We start from the raw sequence: 21,449 nt of genomic DNA, 5'->3' as shown, positions 1-21,449 counted from the left end.
TATTTGCGCTTTACCCTTTCATCGCGAGGATCAGCTGTTCGATCATCTCGTCACTTTTTGGATGCGGTAGCGGGGTCCCGAGCGGGACGGACTTATCGGCCCGTGTGGGCCTGCCTGCCCATGCGCCGCTCATTTGAGGGCCGGCTTCGGAGCGAGCAGCTGCAATCAACTGGTCGTACTGAACAGAAACAGCTTCGGGCGCATGTAGTTGAAGGAGGGTCCTGTAGTAGGCAATGCGGGACTGGACATCGCTGACGTGATTGGTAACGTCGAGTCGACTGGCGGCGCGCCCGTCCCGCCTCCGCACACGATAGGGCGCCTCGAGGTAGTCGTGAATGGCTCGGATGGCTTCGGCGTAGACGGCGGCTTGGCTTGCCTTCCGAGTTTGTGATTGTTGAACGCGATAGCCGATCACCACCATCATCGCGGCAAGAATCGCCGCGATGATGGTGGCGATCCCATCGCCGGTTATTGCGACGAACGCTGCTCCGGTGGGCGCTGGGATCGGCGTCGGTGTCATCATGCTGCAAACCCGTGAGGAGCCTCTGGACCCAGCCATTCGGTCGTCTCGCGCCAGTAATCCTCGAAAAAGAGGTGGTCCGAGATGAGATCGAATAACGCGAGGAGTCCCCGGGACGGCGTCCAACGCCGCTCCTCGGGGTCAGCGGCGTAGTAGAGGCAGAGCGCCCCGTCGCCTGGCATCCGATGCTTGGACGCAGCACCGCGGTCTGCGAACACTCGTGGATACTCGTCCGGCGTGAGTCCGTAAGTGGCATAGGGCGGCGACGCATAGAACCGGATCTCCACAGGAACTGCTTCTATACGGCCCCGCACCTCGACCCCTTGATGCTTGTAGGCGAGCCAGCCAGGACCATCGACTGCTCTGATAAGCCTGCCGTAGTGACGCTTTGCGTCTCGTTCCATCGGATAGCGCCAGGCCGGATCGTTGCCATACCAGCGACCCTTATTCATGCCGACCACGACTGTGCGTTCACCCGGTCACGCGGCGAGGCGGTGCTGGTAATGAGAGCCGGCGCGCCGAACTGCTTCGACTGGCCATGACGCTCCGCCATTGTCCGACGTGCCTGCTCGAGGCGAACGGCTGCCTGCGGCGGGTGCGGGAGCATCGATTCGTCTTTGAAGAGTTTGGCGAGCTCGTCTTGTGCGAGCAATTCGTATCCGTCACTCTCCAGTTGGATCGCGAACTTGAGGATCTGAAGCGCGCGACGAAGCTCCCGGACCACCTCGGTACGGTTCCACTTCTCGCTGATCTTGATCGGATGGGGCGCTACGCCTGCCGGGTCTTCGGTTTCGCCCAGGTTGAGCTCGTCGGCCGCGTACTCGAACCAAATTCGCAAGCCCTCGATGAGTTCAACTGGGCTAGTGATGCAGCCCAGGGCGAGCGCCTTGATGTTCCAGGAGCAGAGCGGCTTATCGTGGGTGCGGTTCCAGTGCTTCACGAGGCGAACGACTCGCGCGTAGCTGGTGTTGGTTCCTTTCACTGCTGCCCGTACAAGCCGAGTGTGCGTTTCTGGGTCCGAGCGATCCCAGCCGTTGAAGCGGGGGATGAAGAGGCCCGCCCCTGCGGGGTTGTCGATGGCTACGATGACGTCCGCGGTGAAGTCGGGCTGGCCTGGGGTGACGGGATCCCTGAACCTCACCAGGATCGAGCGCTTGCGGCCCTTCAGTTCGACGGCGATGTCTCCATAGGCCTCCTTGAGGTCGCGACGAGTCGCCGCGGCGGCGCGTTCCTGGAGGACGGAAGGGCCGGTCTTGTAGGGACCGTAAATGTGATCGGGGTCAGGGACGACCACGCCCAGGTCTACGTCGGTCAGCGGTGTGAGGGCATCACCGTGCGCGATACTTCCGTTGACGTAGGTGCGAGAGCCGGCGAATTCGGCTCGGAGGGATGCCGCTACAGCGTCTCTACGCTTGCGCGCTTCGAGCAGTTCTTCGTCTCTGACCTCGATACGGCGTCGCGCCTGATCGAGTACGGATTCGAGGTCGTCTTTTTGGGTGGGTGTTTCCAAGAGAGTCACGAGTGTCTCCCCTTTCTGCCGTCTTTTGACGTGCTGATGGGAGGCTCCGCGTTCGTCTCCGAGGAATTCCGCAGTTGAAATTCCCAGTCGGAGAGCGATAAAGTCAGTTGATTCTCGCCAAAGAATTCTGACTCTACGGAGCCGGGTGGCCCTGCCAGCTAACGCTGGCAGGGTATTTCTGTCTAATCCTCACTATTTTACTTGGCACCGCCGACACTGAGAGTCCCGAGCAGGAGCTGGCGTGTCGTCGCTAGGGGATACCTCCTTCCTCGGCGTTCACCGGAACGAAGACGATCGGCGTGTGCCTCTTAGGCTTTGTTTTCATCAGGGCGTCGCGCTCCGACTTTGACCAGATACCGACCGTGGTGTAGCTGCGTACTTCGACCCAGCCGAACTCACTCCGTCCGTTGATGTGCCAGTCAGTGTGCACGTCGATGATCCCGCGCCGGGCCAATCCAGTCAGCCCTCGCTTTGCGGTCGATTCAGACACTCCATACCACTTCGAGAATCTGTCGTAAGGGATCTGGAACCCGTCCGGTTGATCGAGCGCAATAAGCAGCATCACCTTTTCTGCCGTTGACAGCTTCGCGTCCCACCCGTCCAGCCAGTATTCGTAGGGAAGGGAGAACCACCTGCCGTCGGCGAGCTTTGTCGGTCTCTTGTAGGGGTCGCCGTTGCCTGCTTCGTCGAGTAGGTGGTACTCCTGCACGTTGCCTACTCGTTTGCGTTCGATGAGTTTGAGTTTCTCGAGTCGCGTTGCAGTCTTGGACCATCGTGAGCTCGCTGCGGCTGGCGCAGCGTCTTGGTCGAAGCGCATCAGCCGCACCCAGGAGCTCGAGAAGTAGGCCGCTCGATAAGGCTCACTGGCTGATGCCATCGCGTGGATCAGGAGGTAGGCGTCTAACGTCGAGCCGTCCCTACCGCGAAGCATCTTGGCAAGAGTCGCTGCGCGCGAACCATCTGCGCCGGCTCCGTCGGTCTGAAGGAACCGACGGCGGATGGGCACTCCGTGCCGGCCCGTCCTCGCCAGCATGTCCGGCAGCAGAAGGTCGCGGGAGGCAACCGGAGGCACCGTTGGCCTGCGCTTCTCTGCCACTTGCTGGCTGGGGGCTGTCGTCGTCATGTGGCAATGATGCTCTCCCCCAGGACCATTCGCCAACCACATCCGCTCCGCCGATGGAGTGTCTGGAACCGTCTATAGGATACGTAGCAATACCCATTAGAGAGCCCACATAGGACTCTCATAGTTAGGCCCGCAGTGGCTCCACGGACTCGAGGCCAACGATCGCCGAGACGGGTCTAGACCGATCCCCGACACCGCGACATCTGAGTTGTGATTTCGGTGAATTTCACAACCACTTGCCGAATGTCGGTCTTCCCTGCGGAATCACGGCGGGCGAGCACCATGTGCGACTCTTGCGCCATTACCTACTGAGGTTCCGTTCACGCTGTGGCGCCTGTCCGGTCGACGCCTTGCGCGCCTTGGGCGCTCGTGTCATCGCGGTGGTCACTGCCTCCCTGGGATGGCGTGCCTGGCCCGCGGCAGCAGTCATGCGCGCGTCGATGACCTCGCGGTCGGCCTTGCCTTCAAGCGACGATGCGAACCGGTCTCGCCGCTCAGCGCTATCGAAAGCCTCAGCTGCGTCCACGCGGTTCGCGTTCGCATCGCCGCGCAGTTCGTCGGTCACGTCCCTGTCGTTCTCCGCCGCAACTCGCTCGTCGCGTTCGTCCGCCTGTTGCTGGCGTTCCTCGGCCATTCGATCGAGCGTCTCGGCCGCGGTGAGGAACGCGCCGGTTTCCGCTATGTCGACGGCACTTTCACCGCGCGAGGCGGCTGCTTCTGAGCGTGCGCGCTCTGCCCGGGCCAGCGCCTCACGCACCGCGGACGGGTCGGCGTCGAGGTCCTGGACGTCCAGGCCGTAGCGGTCTCGGACCTCCTGTGCGATGCGTTCGCCGGCTCGGTCGGCCTCGGGGTCGATGCCGTGCCAGGCGGTGGCGGTCTCGTGCACGTTGGCGATCTGCTCGAGGTTGGCGGAGTCCCACCAGTTGCGCTCATAGACCGGTGCGAGTTCGGCGCGTGCTGCCGCTCGTTCGGCGTCGAATCGTGCTTGCAGCTCGCGGTTCTGCTGTTCGGTCTGCGCTTGGCGGGTGCGGGCGAGCTCTTCGCGGATACGCGCGAACCGTGCGCCCAGCTGTGCCGCCACAGTGAGTGCGATGCGCAGCTGACCGTCCAGTGCGTCCGCGATGCCGTCGTTCTCTTCTGCCATGATTGCCACCTTCCGTTATCGTCCGATGCCGCGGTCTTGCTCGGGTCCGGTCGCGGGCTTGTAGGGTTTGGCGGGTTCGATCTTCGTCGGCACTGGCGACCCGGGCCGCGGAGCGCTAAGTCCGGTCTGCGCGATCCGCACAGCTTCGGCGGTGCGCTCGTCGACGTCGGCGGCCGGGGTGCTCTGACCCTTCCGTGGGACCTCCGGGAGCCGCGAGGCCACCGTGGCCATCTGCGAGTTCAGAGTGCGGGAGATCTCCGCCGCGCGAACCTCGTCCCCGATGGCCTTGTGCATGTCGATGATCGCCACGGTGAGCCGTGCGAGCTGGCGCATCAGGATCGCCTCGGCCATCGTCCCTTGGCCCTGGCTCGCGGCCTGCATTAGGAGCATGGCGGCGCCGCCGGCGCTGCCCATGTTGACCTTCTTCGGCTTCGACGTGTGCGCTTTGATCTGCGCGGATCGGGCAAGCTCACGCGAGGTTGCAGCAAGCGGCCCTGGCGTCGTCTCGACGCGCTGCGACCATGCGGCGAACGCTCCGGCGGTGTCGCGCGCGACGTGTGCCCACGCCGCCCGATCGCCCGGTGGCACGCTGCGCAGCTCATCGCGCATCCGCCGCATGTCGTCGGAGTATTTCTGCCACAGCTCCGGTGCCGGTTCGTGCTCTTCACGGCCCGGTGTGACCGGCCGGTACTGCCACGGGTTGCGGCTCGTGGCCTTCCACTCGTCGACCGCACCCTGCGCCGCCTGGGGGTTGTCGGGCCATCCCTCGCGCAGCCGCGGGAGAGTCAGGTCGCGGGCGAGCCGACCGCCGCCGTACCAGATCGGGGGTGTGCCGTGCTCGGTGCGCAGCGCAACCGAGTAGCCGGCCACCACGTCGTCACGACCGGCCGCGAATCGGGGACGGATGAGGACGCCGGCCCGGCGCACGCGACGCACAAATTCGCCCTCGTCGACCGACGCGGCCGCCGCCGCACGGACGGCCCGCTCGAGCCGGTGCGCGTCGACTTCGACCGCGCCGGTGCGGCGGGCGCGTTCCTGTTCGGCGGGCTTTATGCCCCGCTCCCCCAGACCGTGCTCGCGGCTGCTGAGCTGCTGCAGCCCGTACTCGCGCTCGAGGTCGCGGCACGTGTCCTGCGCCTTCTTGAAGTCGTTGTGCGTGCTCGCCTTCGTGCCGTCCTCGCGCACCAGTGAGACCGCGATGTGGATGTGGTCGTTGCCATTCGTGGAAAGTCCGTGACGGACAGCGACCCACCGGCACTCGGCCTTGCCGCTGGCCTCAGTGAATCCCATCCGGTCCACGAAGTCTTGCGCGATCGCGCCCCACTTCTCATCAGACAGCTGACCCTCGTCCGCGCGCAAAGACAGTGAACAGTGCCACACATCCGCCGGGGTCGCGGTCGAGTGAACCTGACCCGTTTCCGGGTCGGTGATGCTCTGGGCGCGGGTCACCTCGACGCCGAGCGCGACGCGCGGCTCGTCGAGGTCCTTCGCGATCGCCAACGCCGTCTCACGATCGAGCACTCCGTAACCGTGCATCGTCACGATGGCGGAGTTGCCCGCGACCAGGTGCTGCTCCTCGTGTTCGTTCGACCGGCCCGGACCGGCGAGGTAGACCATGAGCCCACCCATCCGGCTCCCCCGGGTGATGTTCGGCATCATGAGTCGGCCAGCGTTTCAATCGCGGCGGACAGGCGCGGGACGATCGCCCGATACTCGGTCACAATCGCCTCGGCCTCGTCCGGGAACGTGCCCTCACTGTTCGCGTACTTCGCCAGCTGATTGGCATTGTTCGCCAGGCTCGCAAGCAACCGGCGCACCGCGAAAATCTCCACGATCGCCGCCTTACGATCCGTGTCGGTCTGCACATGACTACTCATCGCGGACTCGAACAACAGACGCGGAACGGTCACACCACGAACCGCGGCACGGGCGCGCAACTGTGTGTCCTCCTCGGGAGTAACCGACACCTCGTAACGCTTGGTGCGCTTCGCTTCACCGCGGGCGTTGGCGCGTCGAGAACGGCCGAAGAGCCGGTTCTCGTTCTGCTCCGACATCGCCCCTCCCCCGTCCTTCTGGCCCAGCGCAGCGAACCCGCCTCCTGGCGGGGACCATACGACCAGTATGCCGGTGCCGGACGCGACAGTCCAGCACCGCAAGCCAGTTACCCCGGGTAACTGTATAGCTTGCTCCGTCTGGGGCTCCGCCCGAATGGCGCGTGAGCATCGGTGAGGCAGCACCTGGCGGGTGCAACGTTACGCCTAGTGGAGCGCTTGCGGTCCTGTTAATCTGGTGCCATGAGCGACGTACAACTGGACCCACAGGAAGCCGCCCGGAAGGCGCGGGCCATCATCGAGGCCGAGCAGAACGCACGCGTGCGCTCCGTGGAAGAACTGGTGTCTGCCACCAACGCCTTCGACGCCGCGGAGCAGGCCGTCAAGGATGCCGCCGCCGCGCACGACAAAGCCTGGAGTGCTGCACTTGCCGCCGGTTGGACAGAGAAGAACCTGCGCGAGATTGGCGCCCGTGCGCCCGGCCAGTCCGCACCCCGCGCTCGCAAGCGCCGTGCTGCAGCTGCACCGCCCACCCAGACCATTAAAGGGTGAGCCTACGGCTCCTCAACTTGTAGAACAGGCCCCGCCGAGCGTCGCTCGGTGGGGCCTGTTCGCTGGGCAACTCCGTTGCCTTTCGGCTAGGTGATGGTACGCACCGTTCCTCTCTGAGCAAGAGCTTTCGCGGCATATCCTCACTCGCTGCGCTCCCTCCGGTATTCCACGGTCTCTTGCTCATTCACCCCCGGCGCTGTTTCGGCAAGAGCGCCGAAAGGCAAATGGGTTGAGATGAGAGAGGGAGCGCGTCATGAGCACGAACGTCACCTTGTACGTGGAGTCCGGATCCGCAACAAGCGAACGCACCAAAGCAGCAATGGACAGCGCCGGCATCGCATACGAGCTGGTGTCAGTCAGCGCGGACGACTACCCCCTGCGGGCAGTGGAAACCTCATACGCGACAGCACCGGTCACGGTCGTCGACGGGAGCAGCTGGGACGGGTACCGGCCCGATCTGATCGCGCGGCTCGCATCCCAGCAGGCGCTCGAGGTGTACGAGGTGCCCGTCGATCCGACGGACGAGCTCTACTGCGAAAGCTGCCAGTGATGAGCGCCGCATACCTCCGCCGGCACCGCGTCACCGTGCCCGCACAACTGCGCTCCTACACCCCCGACGAGGCCGCAGCCCAGACCGGTTTGACGCTCGAGGAGCTGCGCCGAATGCGTGAGAGCGGGCAGGGTCCAGCGTTCGTTGCAGTCAGCAAACGAACAATCCGGTACCTCGGACCCGACGTGGAGAAGTGGCGGGAGCGGTTTGTGAGGTAGGACCAAAGCGTCGGAATCGTGGAGAAGCCGAAGTGTCGTCACGACGACGCAGGCGCTGCCTCCGGTACGAGCTCGAGCTGGAGCTCATCGAGATTGCGGAGGTGGCTGCGCGCGTGGGAACGCGCCGCCTCCAGAATCAGCTGCGCGTCGTGCAGACTCTCCGTGTCGACAACCAGTTGCGCGCCGCCGTGCAGACGGTGGCCGACCCAGCGCAACTGCACGTGCGGAACAGCGGTGACACCGGGAGTCTCCTCGAGCGCGTGCTCGAGCTGGTCGACGAGCTCGGGTTCGATCCCGTCGAGCAGGCGTCGGCCGATGCTGCGGACGGTGCCCCAGAGCAGAACGATGATCGCAGCAGAGATCAGCAGACCCACGATCGGGTCCGCCAGCGGAAAACCGAGCATCACCCCCAGCGCACCGATCACCACGGCGAGGGACGTGAACCCGTCGATGCGCGCATGGACTCCGTCGGCGACAAGGGCGGCCGAGCCGATGCGCTGACCGACCCGAATGCGGTAGATCGCAACCGCCTCGTTCCCGACGAAGCCAATGACGCCGGCAACGATCACCCAGCCGAGATTCTCAAGCGGATGCGGATGGAAGAGCCGGTCAATCGACTGCCACGCGGCAACTATCGCCGAGAGCGCGACGACGGCGATGATGAACAGGCCAGCGAGATCCTCCGCTCGCCCGTAACCGTAGGTGTAGCGGCGAGACGCAACTCGGCGGCCCAGCACGAACGCCACCCACAGCGGCACCGCGGTCAGCGCGTCCGAGAAGTTGTGAATGGTGTCCGCCAACAAGGCGACCGACCCGCTGAACCCGACGATGATCGCCTGCAAGAGCGTCGTGCCCAGCAATATGAACAGGCTGATCTTCAGCGCACGAACACCCTCGGTACTCGCCTCAAGAGCGTCGTCGATGGAGTCGGCGGCGTCGTGCGAGTGCGGGACGAACAGCCCGTACAAGAATCCCTTGAAGCCGGTCGGATGCTGATGACCGTGCTCATGGCTATGACCGTGCCCGTCCCCGTGCCCGTCCCCGTGATCGTGCCCGTGGTCGTGCGTGTGCCCGTGGTCGTGCGTGTGCCCGTGGTCGTCGTGCTCGTGGGTGTGCGTTCCGCTCACGCGCTCGCCTCCGCGCCGAGATTGGCCTCGGTGTGATGGTGCCGCGGTGTCCCACCGAGCGAGTGCTCCGCCTGAAAGACTGCATCTGTCACGAGACGGCTCGCGTGCTCATTCTCGAGCCGGTAGAACACCCGCTGGCCGTCCTGGCGCGTCGAGACGATCCGAGCGAGCCGAAGCTTCGCGAGGTGCTGGGAGACCGCAGCCGGCTGCTTGTCCAGGATGTCCGCCAGGTGGTTCACCGACAGCTCCCCCGCATCCTTGAGCGCGAGCACGATCCGTACACGGGTCGCGTCGGCCAGCATGGCGAACACCTCGACCGCGAGTTCGACGTACTGACTGTCGGGGAGGCGTCCACATATCGCCTTATCTGCATCCATACGCAGATTAAAGATCATTCGCTTCCGATCCGCAAACCGCGTCCAGGTTGCGGTGGGGCATTGATACACGGTTTCGTTAATTCAGCGTTCTCTGTACTGTTGTTGCATGGCAACTGCGACCGCAACCCACACCGGGGCGTTGGCCCGGTTCGGGCACGCCCTTTCGGACCCGACCCGGGTCGGCATCCTGTTGGCGTTGCGGGAGGCGCCGGCGTATCCGTCGGATCTGGCTGACGCGCTCGGGGTGTCTCGTCAGGTGATGTCGAACCAGCTGGCCTGTTTGCGCGGGTGTGGCTTGGTGGATGCGGTCCCTGACGGGCGGCGGACTTGGTATCGGTTGGCCGATCCGCATCTGGCGCCGGCGATGGAAGAGCTGCTGCGGGTGGTGCTCTACGTTGAGCCCGGTTGCTGCGCTGGAGAGGTTTGCACCTGCTCGTGACCGACACGCATACGCAGCCGAACCCGCGCAGGGGGCTGCTCGAGCGCCGGATACGGTGGATCGTCGCTGCGACGATCGGCTACAACCTGATCGAGGCAGTCATCGCGATCGTCGCCGGCAGCGCAGCATCTTCTGCGGCACTCGTCGGCTTCGGCCTGGACTCAACAATCGAGGTCCTCTCCGCCGCGGCAGTCGCTTGGCAGTTCACCAGGCGCGACCCCGAGCGCTGGGAGAAGGCAACCCTTCGGGTCATCGCGATCGCGTTCTTCGCCCTCGCCGCTTACGTCACCGTCAGCTCGTTGCTGACTCTGCTCGCGCGCGTCGAGGTTCACCATTCACCCGTCGGGATCGTCCTCACAGCCGTCAGCGTGGTCGTGATGCCGTTCCTGTCCTTCGCCGAACGGCGAGCAGGCCGGGAACTCGGCTCGGCGACCGCTGTCGCAGACTCCAAACAGACCCTGATCTGCACCTACCTCTCAGCCGCGGTCCTCATCGGATTGCTGCTGAACACGCTGTTCGGCTGGTGGTGGGCCGACGCAATCGCTGGCCTCGTGATCGTCGTGTTCGCCATCCGCGAGGGCGTCGAGGCATGGAAGGGCGACGCGTGTGCGACCTCGGTGGGAATGCTTCTAGACGATGACCACGAGCACGATGAGGACCACTCCTACACGTAGTCGACCTTCGCGCCATACCCGGAGTGAGCGCCGCTATCGCCTCCTCCGGCTTCGCGTGCAACTACAGCGGCGGACTGCCAGCAGCTGTCCCGCTCGATACGTTCGCGCGTAGAGTCTGTGCATGTCCGGAGAAGATCTCGGATCCCACGAATTGCACGCTGAACAGCTTCGCACCCGTGTTGCGGCATCTGGGCTGACAGCCCAAGAGCTGCGCCTGGCTGTGCTTTCCTCTGCTGCAGGCGGCGCAGAGATTCGGGAACCGTACGGTGCTCTGGTTCGCCAGATCAACGAGGACTCCTCCCGTGTCACCGACGCGCAGGTGGGAGCCGTCCGCGAGGCTGCCGGCTCTGACAAGGCCGCATTCGAGCTGATCTTCACGGCCGCGATCGGAGCTGGCTTGGATCGGTGGGACGCGGCGCACCAGGCGATCACCGAGGCAACTGATGCGGCTCGCTGAGATCGACCGTGGGGACAGCCTGCAGCACCGGATGCTCATCGGGATGATCTCGCGTGTCTCCGGCATGCGGCTGCCCGATGCCGCTCGTGTCGCGTTCTATCACCAAGACTTCGCAGGCCCCACCCTGGGCGCGTGGACGCAGAAGACGATGCGCGGACCGAGCCCCTGGAGTGTGTCCGAGCGGGAGCTGATGGCCGCGACAGTCGCCCGCTGGAACTCGTGCCCGTTCTGTGTCGGCGCGCACTCCGCCATCGCCGTCCGCGGTATGGATCGAGCCGTCACTGATGCCGTGCTGGAGGACTACCGTTCCGCTCCCATCTCGGCCAGGCTCCGGGCAGCGCTGACGTTCATCGAAAAGATGACGCTCACCCCGAACAATCTCACCGCCGACGACGCACGAGCCGCATTCGCGGCAGGTCTGAGCGTCGAAGAGCTCGATGACGCGGCGGCTGTGGCGGCCGTCTTCAACATCATCACCCGATACGCAAACGCGCTCGATTTCGAGATCCCGACCGATGAGGAGTTCGACAAAGCCGCAGGAATGCTGCTGCGTCGCGGCTACTCGTAATCCTCAGCGTCCACCGGTCGGCTACCTGAGAGAGCCTGGACCTCTGTCTGGGCTTGAGGCGAGGGCGCGTCTGACGGTGGCCGAGCCGACTCGGAGGGTCTTGGCAATCGTGTCCCACGTCGCCGGCGGAGTCTGCTCACGCATCTGACGTGCCACCTCTACGCGCTCCGGCGTCATCACCGTGGGGCGGCCGCCGACACGACCCTGGGCGCGTGCGTACTCCAACCCGAGCCGCGTGTTCTCGCGGATGGTGTCGACGCGCAGCTGCGCGAACACGGCGACGATGCCGAACAGTGCTCGGCCCATCGGGCTTGTGGTGTCGATCACCGGTTCGGTGAGGCTCTTGATATCGACGCCCTTGTCCTCGAGCTCGTGCAGCGTCTCAATCAGAATCCGCTCGGTGCCGCCGAGGCGATCCAGCCGGCGCACCAGCAGCACGTCACCGAAGCGGAGGTAGTCCATGCAGGCGACCCATTGCGGGCGGTCTTTGACCCGGCTCGAGTCGCCGTGGTCGATGAAGACTCGTTCGGCGCCGGCGGCTTTCAGCTCGGCCTCCTGCGCCTGCGAGTTCTGTTCTCGCTTCGAGACTCGCGCGTATCCGACAACCGTCATCGTCGCCTCCCCCTTTCGTCGACGACGTTAGACAAGGCCATAGCGGGCGCGGGTGCGGCGCCCCAGCTCGCCGGCGTCGAACTCCCCCGCTACGAACGCTGCAGCGTCCGCGCGGTACTCGGCCGAAGATGCCAGACCCTCCATCTCGGAACTGTGCGCGGCGTCAGCCACTACACGCGCACGGAGCTCGCGCTCCGCGTCGGAAATAGTGCCGGTGCTTTTAGCGCTCATCACTGCCCCTTCGACCTCTCCATTCTATCGAAGCTGCTCAAAAACCCTCGCATAGCGTTTTGAACAAGTCCGGGTTTCGGCAAGGGTTTTGAGCAACCCGGAATCCCCGAAGTTTCGGGCGTGTCTGTCAGTTCTCGCACTCGCCTGCACTAATGCTCAAGGTCGATTGCACGGCTGTAGGCACCGGGTCACGACTGGGCGTTCTCCTTCTCCCCGGGCTGCGTGACTTGCCTGGGTCGGTGCCGAGCGTCGTTTGCCGGCTCTTCTCGCATGCACCCAGTTGGCGGTTGGAGGATGGGGCTGGCTCAGGGGCGAAAGCGGATTGGCTGCAGCTCTCGATCAAAGCGAAACAGTTCGGGTCGGCCAAGTGTTGTGTCCGCGGGGTTCGGGTCGATGAGGTTTCGTAACGCGCCGGTGACCGAAGCGCGCACCAGCAGCACCACCGACTGGCCCTGTATCAGCGCCGGCGCGATGTGATCGTTGTAGAACTCCTGGACGGTGGCAGGGTTGTCCAGTCGAGCGTCGGCGATGATCTTGCGGGGAAGTCTGCCGAGCTCCTCGAGGGTCCGGTTCGCCAGGGTGCTGTCCCTGGGATCGTCACCGTGGGCGACGACGTCGAGTTGTATCCGGCTCTCCGAGATGTCAGCGGCCAGCGCCGCTGCCGCAGCAGCGATCTCGGAGCTGGCCAGGTCGGACGGAAGCAGCAGGAGGTATCCGAACGCGCTCACGATTCGTGTCGTCGGATGAGCACGTCCGCGTAAGACGCGGCGTGTACGCCCAGGAATTCACAAGCCGGTAAACCTGCATTCATACGCAGATTATTGCACGGGATTATTGTGCAGCGTATAGTGATCATCGCAAGGTGCTGATCGTTAGCTGAGGCTCCTTCGCGGATACAAGCCAGCGACCCCGAACGTCGAGAGACGCCCCGGGTCAGGACAGGCCCTCCCGGCGTAAGGGATGGTCCCGATTGGCTCCCGTTTCACGGGTTCACGCCGCGGAGTGCCAAAGGTCTTACGAGGAGAGGTACCCACCGCCGACCGGCCGTGGCTTCTCCGTGTGCGTCGCGAACCGAGAGGAGCAGACCCGTGAGCGAAAGCCATAGTCCGCGCTTCCGGCTGTCGACGATGACGGCTTAGAGCGCCAAAATTCTCGCACCCGCGGCGGCGTAGACCGCTGTTCGACGTGCCGCCGCGTTCTCACCCTCTTTTTCCATCCCCTCGCGGGAGGAGGCATCACTATGACCGACGTGAACCACGCCGACACGGGCGCGACCTCGGCTGTGCTCGATAGCGCGCACATCGGCGACATCGAAGGCGCGATGGGCACTATCCGTCTCGGCGACGACGCGCCCCGCCAGAAGCTCTCGGCGAAACTCCGCACACTGCTGGCCATCGTCGGTCCCGGCCTGATCGTGATGGCGGGCGACAACGATGCCGGTGCCTTCGGCACCTACACCCAAGCCGGCCAGAACTACGGCACCACCCTCCTGTGGACACTGCTTCTTCTGGTGCCCGTGCTCTACGTCAACCAGGAGATGGTGCTGCGTCTCGGCGCGGTCACCGGTGTCGGGCACGCCCGGCTCATCCTGGAGCGGTTCGGCAAGTTCTGGGGCGCGTTCAGCGTCATCGACCTGTTCCTGCTGAACGCATTGACGATCGTGACGGAATTCATCGGGATCAGCCTGGGACTGAGCTACCTGGGCATCCCGCAGATCCCCGGCGTGATCGTCTCTGCCCTGGTTGTGCTCGCGGCCGCGAGCACCGGATCGTTCAAACGGTTCGAGCGCACCTGCATGGTGCTCATCGCTGGTTCGGTGGTGCTCATCCCGATCTTCCTCATGGTGCACCCACCGCTTGGGCAGATCGCCCGCGACTTCGTGATCCCCGGAATGCCCGCCGGTGCCCAACTGTCGACGGTGATGCTGCTGATCATCGGCATCGTCGGCACCACTGTTGCGCCTTGGCAGCTGTTCTTCCAGCAGTCGTATGTGATCGACAAGCGCATCACCCCGCGCTTCATGAACTACGAGAAGGCCGACCTGTGGATCGGCATCGTGGTCGTGATCGTCGGCGCGGGCCTCATCATCTCCTTCACCGCCGCGACGTTTGCCGGTCGCCCGGAGTTCGGCAACTTCACCGATGCGCTGGGCGTTGCGAAAGGCCTCGGCACGTACGTCGGGCAGATCGCCGGTGTGCTCTTCGCGATCGCACTGATCGACGCCTCGATCATCGGCGCTGCGGCGGTGGGGCTTTCCACGTCGTATGCGCTCGGCGATTTCCTCGGGCTCAAACACTCCCTGCACCGCAAGCCGAGCGAGGCGAAGGGGTTCTACGCGGTGTTCGCGGGACTGCTGCTGGTGTCGGCGGTGGTCGTCCTCATCCCTGGCAGCCCCCTCGGACTCCTGACCGTCGGCGTGCAAACGCTCGCGGGTGTGCTCCTGCCGTCGGCGACCGTGTTCCTGCTGCTGCTCTGCAATGACAAGCAGGTTCTCGGACCCTGGGTCAACGGCCGGTGGCTCAACCTGTTCACCTCGATCGTCATCGCCATTCTGGTCATGTTGTCGATCGTGCTCACCGCAAGCGTGCTCTTTCCCGACATCACTTCATCGACCATCCTCTGGATCCTCGGCGGCGGCAGCGCGATCACCATCGTCGCCGGCATCGTTCTCGCCGTCTCGCGGCGAGGACGGTCCGCGGTGGTGCAGGAACCCGTCGACCGCAGCCAGCGCATGAACTGGCGGATGCCTCCGCTCACCCTGCTCGCCCGTCCCGAGGTCTCGGCCGGTCGCCGCATCGGACTGACCGTGCTGCGCACTTACCTGCTCGTCGCGATGATCCTGGTCGTCGTCCGGGTCGTCCAACTCGCCCTAGGCCACTAGAGTCGCCACCCCTACACTCGAACCTGTACAAGGGAGTTCTGTCATGAACACCGTCACACTGGCCGAACTGCTCAAACACGCCGTGATCGACGCGAAACACGAACCGCTCGGCAAACTGTCCGACCTGATCGTCCGTCTGCATGCCGACAACTATCCGGCACTGGCCGGGCTCGTCGTGCGAGTCGGATCCGCATCCATCTTCGTCCCCGTCTCCGCAGTGACCGAAATCACCCGCGACCGCATCACCCTCTCCACGGCGCGACTGGACCTGCGGCCGTTTGAACGCCGCAACGGCGAGGTCCTGCTGAACGCGGACGTGCTGGGGCACCGGCTGATCGATATCGACCGCGCCGCCCTGGTTCGCGCACATGACATCACCCTCACCCAGACCACCGAAGGGTGGGTGGTCACCGGCCTCGACGTCCACAAGCACCGCTGGCTCGGCCCGAAACCGCGCGGCCAGCACCAGGTCCGCGACTGGCGTTCCTTCGAAGCGTTGATCGGTCACCAACCATCCGCCGTGGTGCGTTCCCCGTTCGGGCAGCTGCGGCGATTGAAGCCCGCGCAGATCGCCGACCTGATCGAATCGGCCTCGAGCAGGGAGCAGGACGACCTGCTCACCCAGGTGCACAGCGATCCCGAACTCGAAGCCGACGTGTTCGAAGAACTCGACGACGACAGCCAATCCCAACTGCTCAAAAGCCGCAGCCTCGACGACGTCGCCTCCGTTCTCAGCCGGATGCGCGCCGACGACGCCGCCGACGCCATCCTCGACCTCCCGCAGCAGCGGCGCCAGGGGGTCCTCGATCTGCTGCCCGAGCCGCAGCGGTCATCGGTCCTGCGACTGCTCGGCTATCACGGAGCCACAGCCGGCGGCCTCATGGGCCTGGACTTCCTCGCCATGCCCGGCACCGAGCTGGTACGCAACGCGATCGAACGGATCCGTTCCGCGCGCGACCAGCAGGCGGAGGCTCTCCTCACCATCTACTGCACCGACACGGACGGCGCTCTCTCGGGAGCCGTAAACCTCATCCACGTCCTCCAAGCCGACCCGGAGGCTACGCTCGCAGAGATCGCAGACCGCGACCCCGTGCATGCATCACCAGAAGACGACGTCGTCGATGTCACCACCCGCATGGCCGACTTCAATCTCATGGTGCTCCCCGTCATCGACCACCAAGGGCACCTCCTCGGTGTGGTCACCGTCGATGACGCGCTGGAGGCTGCGATCCCCGACGACTGGCGACGACGCGAACCCCAGACACACTCCACGGAGACCGCCCCAATCACGACCGTATGAGCGAGAGACTTGATCAAGCATTCGGCTCCGCCTAACAAATGAGCGGGGCGAGCGTGCTGGTTCGCGTCAGTTTCAGCGACCAATTCCTCCGCGTGAATTTCTTGCTCCAGCGTCCCCGACGTTCCCGGCGTGGTCGGGTCCGACATGGGCACCTGATGGACTGGCTCTTGCGGGCTCCTAACTCCGCGGCCCCGAGTTCTTCCGGCCGATGACACGCAGGCCATCCGCTCGCACTTCCCCGCTTGGTGACACGTGGCGGTACAGCGTCTGTCGCGAGATTCCCAGCTCCTTGCACAGCTCACCGATGTTCGTCTCCGGCTGCCCCATCGCGGCCATCGCGGTGCGCACCTTCGCCGGTGTCATCGTGAATGGTCGGCCTCCGGTACGCCCGCGCGCTCGGGCGGACACGAGACCGGCGACGGTTCGCTCAGAGATCAACTCACGCTCGAACTCCGCGAGAGCGGCAAAGATCCCGAATACGAGCTTCCCGGCGGCGGTCGTAGTATCGATCGCGGCGCCTTGCCCGGTCAGGACCTTCAGCCCGACACCGCGCGCGGTGAGGTCGTGTACCGTGTTCACCAGGTGGTGCAGGTTGCGGCCGAGTCGGTCGAGTTTCCAAACGATCAATGTATCGCCGTCGCGTAACGCTTTGAGGCAGGCGGCGAGACCGGGCCGATCGTCCTTCTTCCCCGACGCCCGATCTTCGTATAGCTGCGCCTCATCGATACCGGCCTGAAGCAGCGAATCACGCTGCGGATCCGTCGTCTGTGATCCATCGGACTTCGACACGCGCATATAGCCGACGAACATCGCGAACTCCCGGTCATTTATACGGCCGAATACGTGACAGGCCCGCGAGCTTACGACTCGCCGCCTGTGGATGTTGGCGCTTCATTGCGGCGTTCTGACGCCGCCCCGTGTCGCGAGTCGGCGTCAGCGGTTTTCGGTGAGGTGGCGGTAGATGGTGACCGGTGGGTCATCGCCCGCACCGTCGCCTGCGCCTGGTAGCCCTCGCCCCCAACCCATCAGGAGACGTGCCGTGGAAGGCCTGGAACGTCGGATGCGCGGCTTCGAAAGCCTCACTCGGTTATGGCGGGGGCGCGGATGCGCTTGCGGGACCGCGCCGTCCTCCAGACCATCGCGCGTTGGGACGAGAGCTCCGGGTCAGGCGGCCATCGCGCCGTACCGCTTGTGGCCCTTGATGTCGTAGCGGTCGAGCATCATGACCTTCGACCAGGTGCGGATGAAGTCGCGCACGAACCGGTCTTGCCCGTCGCTGCCCGCGTAGGCGTCGACGATCGACCGCAGTTGTGCGTTCGAGCCGAACACCAGGTCGTTCCGAGAGGCCCGCCAGCGAGTGTCGCCGGTCGCCTGGTCTCGGCCGGTGAAGGTCGTAGCGGTCTCGTCGTCCGTCGTCCACACCAGGTCGGTGTCGGTCAGATGCACGAAGAAGTCCGTTGTCAGGATTCCGACGCGCTCCGTGAGCACCCCTAGGTCTGACCCGTCCCAGTTGGCGCCGAGCACCCGCAGCCCAGCGGTGAGGACGGTCCACTCGGGTGCGGTGAGCGTGAACAGGTTCGCCTTGTCGAGGAACGCCGCCTCGGGCGCGACGCCCGGAGCGAATTGATCGAAGCGCTCGGACACGAAGTTCCGGAAGCCGTCCGCGACGGGTCGCAGCCACTCGAACATCTCGATGTCGGTGAGCTCCTGGGTGGTGTCGACACGTCCTGGCGTGAACGGCACGGTGACGTCAGCTCCTGCCGCCTGCGCGGCGCGCTCCACCGCGGCGCTGCCGGCGAGGACGATCAGGTCGGCGAGGGAGACCTGCCGCCCGCCGGACGTCACCGCGAATGCCGCCTGCACGTTTCGCAGCGCGTCGATGACCGGGACGGTGCGTCGGTTGACCGCCCAGTCCTTCTGCGGTGACAGGGCGAGCCGGGCGCCGTTCGCGCCCCCGCGCTTGTCGCTGTCGCGGTAGGTCGAGGCTGCGGAGAACGCCGTGTACACGAGGTCCGACACGGACAGCCCGGTCTCGAGGACCGCTTCCTTGAGCGTTGCCAGGTCACCTTCGTCGAGTGCGTCTCCTGCTGCGTCCGGGAGCGGGTCCTGCCAGAGCAGGTCGTCGGCGATGGTGACCTCGGAACCGAGGTACCGGTGCTTCGGCCCCATGTCGCGGTGCGTGAGCTTGTACCAGGCCTTCGAGAACGCGAGTGTGAAGAGGTCGAAGTCGGCCAGGAAGCGCTCGCACACTGCCCGGTACTCCGGGTCGACCTTGAGGGCGATGTCCGAGGTCATCATCATGAGCGGGTTCATCCGGCCGGGTACGTGTGCGTCCGGGGTTCTCGGCGCCTCCGGGTCGGTCGGTGTCCACTGCAGAGCACCGGCCGGGCTCCTCGTCTGCTCGTAGTCGTACGCGAACAGGTTCTCGAGGTAGGCGTTGTCCCACTGCGTCGGGTTCGGAGTCCAGCTGCCTTCGATGCCGTTCGTGGAGGTGTGTTCGGCATTGCCGGTGCCGACCGGGTTGTGCCAGCCGAGCCCCATCGACTCGATCGGAGCTGTCTCAGGTGATGGCCCGATGTCGGATGCGGGCACCTGGCCGTGACTCTTGCCGAAAGCGTGGCCACCGGCGATCAAAGCGACCGTCTCCTCGTCATTCATCGCCATCCGAGTGAACGTGATGCGGATGTCGCGCGCTGAGCCCATCGGGTCGCCGCTTGCGTAGGGCCCCTCGGGGTTGACGTAGATGAGCGCCTGGTGCGAAGCGGCCAGCGGGCTCTGCAGGTCGTAGTCCTCGTCGCCGTTCTTACCGTGCCAGCGTTCGTCGCGGCTGACCATCTCGTCAGGGCTCGCGACCGCGTGCGGGTTCCAGACCTCCGGGCCCCACCATGTGCCATCGTCAGGCTCCCACGCATCGAGTCGTCCACCACCGAAGCCGTACGTCGGCAGCCCCATCAGCTCGAGGGAGCAGTTGCCGGTCAGCACCATCAGGTCGGCCCAGGACAGCGCGTTCCCGTACTGGTGCTTGATCGGCTGCAGGAGGCGTCGTGACTTGTCGGTGTTGCCGTTGTCCCACCAGCTCCCGATCGGTGCGAACCGCTGCATCGCGGTGCCCGCCCCGCCACGGCCGTCCGCGATGCGGTACGTGCCGGCGGCATGCCAGGCCATCCGGATCATCTGCGGGCCGTAGTTGCCGTAGTCCGCCGGCCACCAGTCGACCGAGGTGGTGAGCAGACGCTTGATGTCCGCCTTAAGAGCTTCGAGGTCGATCGTGGCGAAGGCCGCCGCATAGTCGAAGTCCGCGCCGAGCGGATCGGCGGCGATGCCGTTCCGATGGAGGAGCTCGACCCGCAGCCTCTGCGGGTACCAGCTGTCAAGGCTCGGCGACTGACCGAAGGTGCCGCCGAGGTGATCGCCACCGGCCGGCAGCGCCCCTGCCATGGGGAAAGTGCATGTGTTGGTCTGGTCGTGCGTAGCCACGGGAAGCTCCTTGCTTGCTCAGAATGGGGGAGGGGGCGACATCATCGCGGTCGAAGACTTCACTACCGGTCAGAATCACAGCGGCGACCTTGATTCCTCAAGGTGACCTCGATTGGCGTCCGAGGATCTTCCTGATATTGGTTATCGAGGTGACTGAAGGCGGATCGCCACAGCGGTTGTGGCGATACGGCGAGGTGCGGCAACGCGGCCTAAACGAGGCCCGTTGTGCCGAGGAGTGTGCCGATGGCGAAAGTGGCGATGAGCGCGAGCGCTCCGCCGATGACGACTCTCAGAGTGGCGGCGATAGCGGGACTGCCGCCTAACCGGGCGCCGAGTGCTCCCGTCGCGGCGAGTGCGACGAGCACGACCACGAAAGTGATCTGGACGCGAAGGGAATCGGGAATCAGCAGGATGGCCAACAACGGCAAGATACCGCCGATGAGAAAGGCGAGTGCTGACGCTCCAGCAGCATGCCAGGGACTCACGACATCGGCTTCATCGATGTTGAGTTCCATCGCAAGATGAGCCTTCAACGCGTCCTTCGCGCTGAGTTCGACGGCGACTTGGTGGGCTGTTTTTTGTGAGAGGCCGCGTGCCTGGTAGAGCCCCGCGAGTTCAGCGAGTTCTCCGTCCGGATCGTTCCTGAGCTCCTGTTTCTCCTTCTCGATGAGCGCGCGCTGGCTGTCGCTCTGGCTGCTGACCGACACGTACTCGCCGAGGGCCATGGAGATGGCCCCACCGACGAGCGCGGCCGATCCCGCCGCAAGAATCGCCGGCGTCGACGAACTCGCCCCGGCGACACCGACGACGATCGCCGCAACGGACACGATCCCGTCGTTCGCGCCGAGTACACCTGCGCGCAACCAGTTCAGGCGGCCGGAGAGGCTCCCCGTATGCGGTTCGACCGGTTGTGACGCGACTGGGGTCGCGTCGGACGAGCTGGTTCCGACATGCCGGCTCATTCCGAGTCGCCAGACGGTGTAGACGTTCCCATGTCCTCGGTCCACACGGCGGTCGCACCACTGTGACCGACCAGCACGGCTTGCACGGTCGTTCCCGTCGAGACGAGGAGGGCCAGCACGAGAAGGCTCACCGGCACCCAGCGCAGCTTCTTCTTCGCTGGTTCCGTTCCGGGCGCCCTGTCGCTCTCTGCCGTGGAAGCACGTGCCGTACGACGTTCTCGGATGTTCCACCACAAGAGCGCCGCAGCAACGATGACGAGCCCCGCAACCCAGGGCAGGAGTCCATCGGCCAGCTCGGAGTGGGTTTCGATCAGGTCATTCTCACCTACCCGACTTTCCAACTTCTCTCCGGACTGGGTAGTGATAGGAACGAGCGCTAGCGCGACGAGTGTCACGGTAAGGGTCAGGTATCCGGACCAGCGACGGAAGCGCGGCCATGCTGCGGTGAGAATGACCAGAATGGCAGCCAGCGGAACGACGACCTCAGTGGCGTGCACGACCAGCGGATGGAGGGGAAGACCGAAGAATGTATCGAACACGAGGCTCCCAAAGGATTAGTGATGAAAAGAAGTCAGTCGACGAGACTGTGAGTGGATCCAGAGTGCGGAAGTGCGCGGATTCTCTAACACTAGGCGCGTGGCGTCTGCCGCGCCACGCAGGATAGGCA

Annotated in this window: 24 protein-coding genes and 1 riboswitch; of the genes, 8 read left to right on the top strand and 16 right to left on the bottom strand. The window is 64.9% G+C overall.

Annotated features, from left to right (window positions below; translation table 11 throughout):
- Nucleotides 1-10 precede the first annotated feature (10 nt).
- The 7 genes from BGO91_RS04785 to mobC form a co-directional block, all read right to left on the bottom strand.
- Nucleotides 11-523, bottom strand: coding sequence for a hypothetical protein (locus BGO91_RS04785; protein WP_290471727.1), 513 nt, complete (start codon nt 521-523; stop codon nt 11-13).
- A complete protein-coding gene (locus BGO91_RS04780; protein ID WP_290471757.1) occupies nt 520-972 on the bottom strand; it encodes a hypothetical protein in 453 nt (150 codons plus the stop codon). Before BGO91_RS04780 ends, BGO91_RS04785 begins: the two co-directional genes overlap by 4 nt.
- Entirely contained in the window at nt 969-2,039 is a 1,071-nt protein-coding gene (locus tag BGO91_RS04775) for a nucleotidyltransferase (RefSeq protein WP_290471726.1), read from the bottom strand. Before BGO91_RS04775 ends, BGO91_RS04780 begins: the two co-directional genes overlap by 4 nt.
- Nucleotides 2,040-2,289: 250 nt before the next feature.
- Nucleotides 2,290-3,162: a hypothetical protein gene (locus tag BGO91_RS04770; protein WP_290471725.1), complete on the bottom strand. Its 873-nt coding sequence runs from the start codon at nt 3,160-3,162 to the stop codon at nt 2,290-2,292.
- 301 nt (nt 3,163-3,463) lie between these two features.
- On the bottom strand, nt 3,464-4,306 hold the full coding sequence (locus BGO91_RS04765) for a hypothetical protein (RefSeq protein ID WP_290471724.1): 843 nt from the start codon (nt 4,304-4,306) through the stop codon (nt 3,464-3,466).
- A 15-nt stretch (nt 4,307-4,321) separates the two neighbouring features.
- Nucleotides 4,322-5,923, bottom strand: a complete 1,602-nt coding sequence (locus tag BGO91_RS04760) for a relaxase/mobilization nuclease domain-containing protein (protein ID WP_290471723.1) — start codon at nt 5,921-5,923, stop codon at nt 4,322-4,324.
- Between the two features lie 38 nt (nt 5,924-5,961).
- Nucleotides 5,962-6,360, bottom strand: coding sequence for a plasmid mobilization relaxosome protein MobC (gene mobC, locus BGO91_RS04755; protein WP_290471722.1), 399 nt, complete (start codon nt 6,358-6,360; stop codon nt 5,962-5,964).
- A gap of 240 nt (nt 6,361-6,600) precedes the next feature.
- Between mobC and BGO91_RS04750 the strand changes: the two genes are divergently transcribed.
- The gene (locus BGO91_RS04750; RefSeq protein ID WP_290471721.1) at nt 6,601-6,909 is read left to right on the top strand and encodes a hypothetical protein; all 309 of its coding nucleotides are present in this window, start codon (nt 6,601-6,603) and stop codon (nt 6,907-6,909) included.
- A 253-nt stretch (nt 6,910-7,162) separates the two neighbouring features.
- A complete protein-coding gene (locus BGO91_RS04745; RefSeq protein ID WP_290471720.1) occupies nt 7,163-7,459 on the top strand; it encodes a glutaredoxin family protein in 297 nt (98 codons plus the stop codon).
- Nucleotides 7,460-7,715: 256 nt separating this feature from the next.
- Here the strand turns inward: BGO91_RS04745 and BGO91_RS04740 are convergent, their stop codons facing one another.
- Both BGO91_RS04740 and BGO91_RS04735 read right to left on the bottom strand, forming a co-directional pair.
- The gene (locus BGO91_RS04740; RefSeq protein WP_290471719.1) at nt 7,716-8,804 is read right to left on the bottom strand and encodes a cation diffusion facilitator family transporter; all 1,089 of its coding nucleotides are present in this window, start codon (nt 8,802-8,804) and stop codon (nt 7,716-7,718) included.
- Entirely contained in the window at nt 8,801-9,181 is a 381-nt protein-coding gene (locus BGO91_RS04735; RefSeq protein ID WP_290471718.1) for a metalloregulator ArsR/SmtB family transcription factor, read from the bottom strand. The genes BGO91_RS04740 and BGO91_RS04735 overlap by 4 nt, the downstream gene beginning before the upstream one ends.
- Nucleotides 9,182-9,287: 106 nt before the next feature.
- On the opposite strand from BGO91_RS04735, the gene BGO91_RS04730 reads away from it, so the two are divergent.
- The 4 genes from BGO91_RS04730 (at nt 9,288) to BGO91_RS04715 (ending at nt 11,319) form a co-directional block, all read left to right on the top strand.
- On the top strand, nt 9,288-9,620 hold the full coding sequence (locus tag BGO91_RS04730; RefSeq protein ID WP_290471717.1) for a metalloregulator ArsR/SmtB family transcription factor: 333 nt from the start codon (nt 9,288-9,290) through the stop codon (nt 9,618-9,620).
- Entirely contained in the window at nt 9,617-10,294 is a 678-nt protein-coding gene (locus BGO91_RS04725; RefSeq protein ID WP_290471716.1) for a cation transporter, read from the top strand. Before BGO91_RS04730 ends, BGO91_RS04725 begins: the two co-directional genes overlap by 4 nt.
- Before the next feature lie 121 nt (nt 10,295-10,415).
- Nucleotides 10,416-10,751, top strand: a complete 336-nt coding sequence (locus BGO91_RS04720; protein ID WP_290471715.1) for a hypothetical protein — start codon at nt 10,416-10,418, stop codon at nt 10,749-10,751.
- Entirely contained in the window at nt 10,738-11,319 is a 582-nt protein-coding gene (locus BGO91_RS04715; protein ID WP_290471714.1) for a carboxymuconolactone decarboxylase family protein, read from the top strand. The genes BGO91_RS04720 and BGO91_RS04715 overlap by 14 nt, the downstream gene beginning before the upstream one ends.
- Before the next feature lie 21 nt (nt 11,320-11,340).
- On the opposite strand, the gene BGO91_RS04710 is transcribed toward BGO91_RS04715, so the two are convergent.
- The 3 genes from BGO91_RS04710 to BGO91_RS04700 all read right to left on the bottom strand — a co-directional run bounded on the left by BGO91_RS04710 (nt 11,341) and on the right by BGO91_RS04700 (nt 12,890).
- Nucleotides 11,341-11,931: a recombinase family protein gene (locus tag BGO91_RS04710; protein ID WP_290471713.1), complete on the bottom strand. Its 591-nt coding sequence runs from the start codon at nt 11,929-11,931 to the stop codon at nt 11,341-11,343.
- Between the two features lie 27 nt (nt 11,932-11,958).
- Nucleotides 11,959-12,162 carry a hypothetical protein gene (locus tag BGO91_RS04705; RefSeq protein WP_290471712.1) on the bottom strand — a complete coding sequence of 68 codons (204 nt, stop codon included), beginning with the start codon at nt 12,160-12,162 and terminating at the stop codon, nt 11,959-11,961.
- Nucleotides 12,163-12,467: 305 nt separating this feature from the next.
- Nucleotides 12,468-12,890 (bottom strand): hypothetical protein, encoded by a 423-nt coding sequence (locus BGO91_RS04700; protein WP_290471711.1) that lies wholly within the window; start codon nt 12,888-12,890, stop codon nt 12,468-12,470.
- 133 nt (nt 12,891-13,023) lie between these two features.
- Nucleotides 13,024-13,193, top strand: a riboswitch (M-box (ykoK) riboswitch).
- A gap of 209 nt (nt 13,194-13,402) precedes the next feature.
- On the opposite strand from BGO91_RS04700, the gene BGO91_RS04695 reads away from it, so the two are divergent.
- Both BGO91_RS04695 and BGO91_RS04690 read left to right on the top strand, forming a co-directional pair.
- A complete protein-coding gene (locus tag BGO91_RS04695) occupies nt 13,403-15,043 on the top strand; it encodes an NRAMP family divalent metal transporter (RefSeq protein WP_290471710.1) in 1,641 nt (546 codons plus the stop codon).
- 43 nt (nt 15,044-15,086) lie between these two features.
- Nucleotides 15,087-16,343 (top strand): CBS domain-containing protein, encoded by a 1,257-nt coding sequence (locus BGO91_RS04690; protein WP_290471709.1) that lies wholly within the window; start codon nt 15,087-15,089, stop codon nt 16,341-16,343.
- Nucleotides 16,344-16,520: 177 nt separating this feature from the next.
- Here BGO91_RS04690 and BGO91_RS04685 read toward each other — a convergent pair whose 3' ends face one another.
- The 4 genes from BGO91_RS04685 to BGO91_RS04670 all read right to left on the bottom strand — a co-directional run bounded on the left by BGO91_RS04685 (nt 16,521) and on the right by BGO91_RS04670 (nt 21,321).
- Nucleotides 16,521-17,153 (bottom strand): recombinase family protein, encoded by a 633-nt coding sequence (locus BGO91_RS04685; RefSeq protein WP_290471708.1) that lies wholly within the window; start codon nt 17,151-17,153, stop codon nt 16,521-16,523.
- 354 nt (nt 17,154-17,507) lie between these two features.
- Nucleotides 17,508-19,781 carry a catalase/peroxidase HPI gene (katG, locus tag BGO91_RS04680; RefSeq protein WP_137837658.1) on the bottom strand — a complete coding sequence of 758 codons (2,274 nt, stop codon included), beginning with the start codon at nt 19,779-19,781 and terminating at the stop codon, nt 17,508-17,510.
- A 248-nt stretch (nt 19,782-20,029) separates the two neighbouring features.
- On the bottom strand, nt 20,030-20,782 hold the full coding sequence (locus BGO91_RS04675; RefSeq protein WP_137837649.1) for a VIT family protein: 753 nt from the start codon (nt 20,780-20,782) through the stop codon (nt 20,030-20,032).
- Nucleotides 20,779-21,321: a DUF2231 domain-containing protein gene (locus tag BGO91_RS04670; protein WP_137837650.1), complete on the bottom strand. Its 543-nt coding sequence runs from the start codon at nt 21,319-21,321 to the stop codon at nt 20,779-20,781. The genes BGO91_RS04675 and BGO91_RS04670 overlap by 4 nt, the downstream gene beginning before the upstream one ends.
- Between the last annotated feature and the right edge of the window lie 128 nt (nt 21,322-21,449).

This window comes from Leifsonia sp. 71-9, from assembly GCF_001898805.1.
Lineage (GTDB): Bacteria > Actinomycetota > Actinomycetes > Actinomycetales > Microbacteriaceae > Leifsonia.
The sequence above is the reverse complement of the archived record's forward strand: the minus strand, read 5'-3'. Positions and strand labels throughout refer to the sequence as shown.

Bases quoted from the DNA above. Each gene is read 5' to 3' on its own strand.
- BGO91_RS04785 (WP_290471727.1), bottom strand. From the start codon at position 523: ATGATGACACCGACGCCGATCCCAGCGCCCACCGGAGCAGCGTTCGTC.
- BGO91_RS04780 (WP_290471757.1), bottom strand. From the start codon at position 972: ATGAATAAGGGTCGCTGGTATGGCAACGATCCGGCCTGGCGCTATCCG.
- BGO91_RS04770 (WP_290471725.1), bottom strand. From the start codon at position 3,162: ATGACGACGACAGCCCCCAGCCAGCAAGTGGCAGAGAAGCGCAGGCCA.
- BGO91_RS04765 (WP_290471724.1), bottom strand. From the start codon at position 4,306: ATGGCAGAAGAGAACGACGGCATCGCGGACGCACTGGACGGTCAGCTG.
- BGO91_RS04760 (WP_290471723.1), bottom strand. From the start codon at position 5,923: ATGGTCTACCTCGCCGGTCCGGGCCGGTCGAACGAACACGAGGAGCAG.
- mobC (WP_290471722.1), bottom strand. From the start codon at position 6,360: ATGTCGGAGCAGAACGAGAACCGGCTCTTCGGCCGTTCTCGACGCGCC.
- BGO91_RS04750 (WP_290471721.1), top strand. From the start codon at position 6,601: ATGAGCGACGTACAACTGGACCCACAGGAAGCCGCCCGGAAGGCGCGG.
- BGO91_RS04745 (WP_290471720.1), top strand. From the start codon at position 7,163: ATGAGCACGAACGTCACCTTGTACGTGGAGTCCGGATCCGCAACAAGC.
- BGO91_RS04735 (WP_290471718.1), bottom strand. From the start codon at position 9,181: ATGGATGCAGATAAGGCGATATGTGGACGCCTCCCCGACAGTCAGTAC.
- BGO91_RS04730 (WP_290471717.1), top strand. From the start codon at position 9,288: ATGGCAACTGCGACCGCAACCCACACCGGGGCGTTGGCCCGGTTCGGG.
- BGO91_RS04720 (WP_290471715.1), top strand. From the start codon at position 10,416: ATGTCCGGAGAAGATCTCGGATCCCACGAATTGCACGCTGAACAGCTT.
- BGO91_RS04715 (WP_290471714.1), top strand. From the start codon at position 10,738: ATGCGGCTCGCTGAGATCGACCGTGGGGACAGCCTGCAGCACCGGATG.
- BGO91_RS04710 (WP_290471713.1), bottom strand. From the start codon at position 11,931: ATGACGGTTGTCGGATACGCGCGAGTCTCGAAGCGAGAACAGAACTCG.
- BGO91_RS04705 (WP_290471712.1), bottom strand. From the start codon at position 12,162: ATGAGCGCTAAAAGCACCGGCACTATTTCCGACGCGGAGCGCGAGCTC.
- BGO91_RS04695 (WP_290471710.1), top strand. From the start codon at position 13,403: ATGACCGACGTGAACCACGCCGACACGGGCGCGACCTCGGCTGTGCTC.
- BGO91_RS04690 (WP_290471709.1), top strand. From the start codon at position 15,087: ATGAACACCGTCACACTGGCCGAACTGCTCAAACACGCCGTGATCGAC.
- BGO91_RS04685 (WP_290471708.1), bottom strand. From the start codon at position 17,153: ATGTTCGTCGGCTATATGCGCGTGTCGAAGTCCGATGGATCACAGACG.
- katG (WP_137837658.1), bottom strand. From the start codon at position 19,781: ATGGCAGGGGCGCTGCCGGCCGGTGGCGATCACCTCGGCGGCACCTTC.
- BGO91_RS04675 (WP_137837649.1), bottom strand. From the start codon at position 20,782: ATGAGCCGGCATGTCGGAACCAGCTCGTCCGACGCGACCCCAGTCGCG.